Here is a 3,881-nt window from a genome sequence, read left to right as displayed (position 1 = left end):
GCTGCGACTGGCAGCACGCGTCGCTGCCCGCCCAGCGCCGGCCCGGCGAACGGGCACGGCGCCTCGACCCGGTCGGGGGAGGCGGTGAGGACGTCCACCGCGTCCGCGCGCAGGAACCGCTTGGTGGCCTCGGTGACCCGTGCCCGGACCCGCTCGCCGGGGAGCGCGTGCCGGACGAAGACCACGCGGCCCTCGTGCCGGGCCACGCAGAAGCCGCCGTTGGCGACGTTGCCGACCTCCAGTTCGAGGAGGTCGCCTTCCAGGGGTCCGAGATCAGCTGTCACGTTCCGAAACGATACCGCCACCTGCGGACGCCTCATCCCGCCGCCCGGCCGCCGCGCCCGCCCCGGCGGAGCCGGTCGGGCGGCGGTAGGCGGACCCGAACGCGGGCTCGGCGCGGCCCTTCAGCCGGTCCGACGACTGGAGCTGCCAGGCGACGCTGGTGACCATGACGCCCGGCTGGAACAGCAGCCGCCCCTTGAGCCGCAGCGCGCTCTGGTTGTGCAGCAGGTGCTCCCACCAGTGGCCGACGACGTACTCGGGGATGAACACGGTGACCACGTCCCGGGGGGACTTGCGGCGCACGCCCTTGACGTAGTCCAGGACGGGCCGGGTGATCTCCCGGTACGGGGAGTCGAGGATCTTCAGCGGGACGGGCACGTCGAGGGCGTCCCACTCGTCCTGGAGCCGGTGCGCCTCCTCGGCGTCCACCGAGACCGTGACGGCCTCCAGCGAGGACGGCCGGGTCGCGCGGGCGTACGCCAGCGCCCGCAGCGTCGGCTTGTGGATCTTGGAGACCAGCACGATCGCGTGGTTGCGGGCGGGCAGCGCCACGTCCTCGCCGGTCGGCTCCAGCTCGGCGGCGACCCGGTCGTAGTGCTTGCGGATCGCCTTCATCAGCAGGAACAGCACCGGCATCGCGATGCAGACGATGTAGGCGCCGAGCATGAACTTGGTGACCAGCACGACCACCAGGACGATCCCGGTGAGCGTCGCGCCGAACGCGTTGATCGCCCGGGACGTCTGCATCCGGCGGCGCTGCTGCCCGTCGCGCTCGGTGCGCAGCAGCCGGTTCCAGTGCCGGACCATGCCGACCTGGCTGACGGTGAACGACACGAACACGCCGACGGTGTAGAGCGGGATCAGCTTGCTCACCGACGCGTCGTAGGCGTAGATCAGCAGGCCCGCCAGGGTCGCGAGGATGATGATGCCGTTGGAGAAGGCGAGCCGGTCGCCGCGGGTGTGGAACTGGCGGGGCAGGTAGCGGTTCTGCGCGAGCACCGAGCCGAGCACCGGGAAGCCGTTGAAGGCGGTGTTGGCGGCCAGGAAAAGGATCAGCGCGGTCATCGTGGTGACCAGCGCGAAGCCCGGCGTGAAGTTGGAGAACACGGTGTGCGCGACCTGCGCGATCACCGGGTCGGCGTCGTGCACGGCCTTGCCGGTGGCCGGGTCGATCAGCTGGCTGCCCTGGCTCGGCTCGGCGAACTTGGCCTTGGTGTAGTAGGCGAACGCGGTGACGCCGCCGAACATCGTCATCGCGACCAGGCCCAGCATGAGCAGCGTCCGGGCGGCGTTCTCGCCCTTGGGCTTGCGGAACGCCGGGACGCCGTTGGAGATCGCCTCGACGCCGGTCAGCGCGGCACAGCCGGAGGAGAAGGCCCGCAGCAGCAGGAAGACCAGGGCGGCCCCGCCGAGCCCGGCCTCCTTGCCGACGATCTTGTAGTCGGCGGTCTCCGCCTTCAGGTGCGTGCCGAACCCGAGCCGGACCGACCCGTAGATCAGCATCAGGATGATCGAGAACATGAACAGGTAGGTCGGGATCGCGAACGCGACGCCCGCCTCCTTCAGCCCGCGCAGGTTCGCGATGGTCACGAGGACGACGATGCCGATCGCGACCAGCACCTCGTGGGGCTGCAGGAACTTCAGCAGCGCGCCCAGGTTCTCCACGCCGGAGGAGACCGACACCGCCACCGTCAGCACGTAGTCGACGAGCAGCGCGCTCGCCACCACCACGCCCCAGTTGTCGCCCAGGTTGGTCGTGGCGACCTCGAAGTCGCCGCCGCCGCTCTGGTAGGCCCGGACGTTCTGGCGGTAGGACGCGACCACGGTGAGTAGAATCACCACCACGGCCGCGGCCACCCACGGGGTGTAGTGGTACATGGCGAGGCCGCCGACGCCCAGCGCGAGCAGGATCTCCTGGGGCGCGTAGGCCACCGACGACAGGGCGTCGCTGGCGAACACGGGCAGGGCGATACGTTTGGGAAGTAGCTGCTCGTGCTGCTGAGCGCTGCGCAGGGCGCGTCCCAGCAGCAGGCGCTTCACAAGGTCCGGAGCCTTCGACACGAGACGAGACTCTAGCCTGCCCTCTTTGTGGGTTCTCAAGCCGCCCGCGGGGCCGTCACCGCAGTGTCGTGACGTGGGGTTGGGTAGTAAGCGCCTGGGCCGCTGTGTAGTTTTGCAGCCCGGCAAGGATCATCGGAAACCTCGGGCTCCGGAGAAGGAACGGCCGTGCATATCGTGATCATGGGGTGCGGGCGGGTCGGATCGACCCTCGCCCACATCCTGGAGGACAAAGGCCACTCGGTGGCCATCATCGACCAGAACCCCGAGGCGTTCCGGCGGCTGCGCGGCGGCTTCCGCGGCCGCCGCGTCACCGGCGTCGGCTTCGACCGGGACACCCTGACCGACGCGGGCATCGACCAGGCGTCGGCGTTCGTGGCGGTGTCCAGCGGCGACAACTCCAACATCCTGTCCGCCCGGGTCGCGCGCGAGACCTTCGGCGTGGACAACGTGGTCGCGCGGATCTACGACCCGCGCCGGGCCGAGGTGTACCAGCGGCTCGGCATCCCGACCGTCGCGACCGTCCGCTGGACGGCCGACCAGATCCTGCGCCGGCTGCTGCCGGAGGGCGCCGAGCCGCTGTGGCGCGACCCGACCGGCACGGTCGTGCTCGCCGAGCTGGAGACCGGCGCCACCTGGGTCGGTGAGAAGGTCGCCACGCTGGAGAGCGCGGCCGCCACCCGGGTGGCCTTCCTCACCCGGATGGGCGAGGCGCTGGTGCCCGAGGCCGACACCGTGATCCAGGACGGCGACATCGTGCACGCCATCGCCCGCGCCGAGGACCTGGAACGGATCAACGCCGCGGTCGCGGTGCGCAGCGAGGGGGAGCACTGATGCGGGTCGCCATCGCCGGGGCCGGCGCCGTCGGCCGGTCCATCGCGCAGGAGCTGCTGGAGAACGGGCACGAGGTCCTGCTGATCGACAAGAACCCGCGCGCGATCAAGGTCGAGACGGTGCCGCGGGCCGAGTGGCTGCTCGCCGACGCGTGCGAGATCGCCGCGCTGGACGACGCGGCGCTGGAGCGCTGCCAGGTCGTGGTGGCCTCGTCCGGCGACGACAAGGTCAACCTGGTGGTGTCGCTGCTCGCCAAGACCGAGTACGGCGTGCCCCGGGTCGTCGCCCGGATCAACCACCCGAAGAACGAGTGGCTGTTCAACGAGTCGTGGGGCGTGGACGTCGCGGTGTCCACCCCGCGCCTGCTGTCGGCGCTGGTCGAGGAGGCCGTCAGCGTCGGCGACCTGGTCCGGCTGATGACCTTCCGGCAGGGCGAGGCGAACCTGGTCGAGCTGACCCTGCCCGAGGACGCGCCGCTCGGCGGCGAGCGGGTCGGGGCGGTGACCTGGCCGCGCGACACCGCGCTGGTCGCGATCCTGCGCGAGGGCCGGGTGCTCGTCCCGACCCCGGACGACACCCTGGAGCCCGGCGACGAGCTGATGTTCGTCGCGTCCCAGGACGTCGAGGACGAGCTCGCCGAGCTGCTCAGCGGCCGCTGATCCCCCTCCGGAGTCCCGCCGCCCCCCCCCCCCCCCCGCGCGAACGGC

The 3,881-nt window shown here is 71.3% G+C and carries 4 protein-coding genes; 2 read left to right on the top strand and 2 right to left on the bottom strand.

What is annotated here, in order from left to right; genetic code table 11:
• Positions 1–284, bottom strand: a 284-nt coding sequence (locus AB0J52_RS31295; RefSeq protein ID WP_500186348.1) for a TRAM domain-containing protein, incomplete at its 3' end; no start/stop codon positions are given.
• The gene (locus AB0J52_RS31290; RefSeq protein ID WP_500186346.1) at positions 274–2,343 is read right to left on the bottom strand and encodes an APC family permease; all 2,070 of its coding nucleotides are present in this window, start codon (positions 2,341–2,343) and stop codon (positions 274–276) included. The genes AB0J52_RS31290 and AB0J52_RS31295, both read right to left, overlap by 11 nt.
• Before the next feature lie 165 nt (positions 2,344–2,508).
• On the opposite strand from AB0J52_RS31290, the gene AB0J52_RS31285 reads away from it, so the two are divergent.
• Both AB0J52_RS31285 and AB0J52_RS31280 read left to right on the top strand, forming a co-directional pair.
• Positions 2,509–3,174 (top strand): potassium channel family protein, encoded by a 666-nt coding sequence (locus AB0J52_RS31285; RefSeq protein ID WP_500186345.1) that lies wholly within the window; start codon positions 2,509–2,511, stop codon positions 3,172–3,174.
• Positions 3,174–3,833, top strand: coding sequence for a potassium channel family protein (locus AB0J52_RS31280; protein ID WP_500186343.1), 660 nt, complete (start codon positions 3,174–3,176; stop codon positions 3,831–3,833). Before AB0J52_RS31285 ends, AB0J52_RS31280 begins: the two co-directional genes overlap by 1 nt.
• The last annotated feature ends 48 nt before the right edge of the window (positions 3,834–3,881 follow it).

This window comes from Spirillospora sp. NPDC049652 (genome assembly GCF_040675125.1).
In the GTDB taxonomy this organism is placed as follows: domain Bacteria; phylum Actinomycetota; class Actinomycetes; order Streptosporangiales; family Streptosporangiaceae; genus Spirillospora.
Note: the sequence above shows the minus strand (reverse complement) of the source record. Positions and strands in the feature narration are given on the sequence as shown.

What these genes read in the sequence shown, in the direction of transcription:
- AB0J52_RS31280 (WP_500186343.1), top strand. Translation starts at nt 3,174, where the DNA reads ATGCGGGTCGCCATCGCCGGGGCCGGCGCCGTCGGCCGGTCCATCGCG.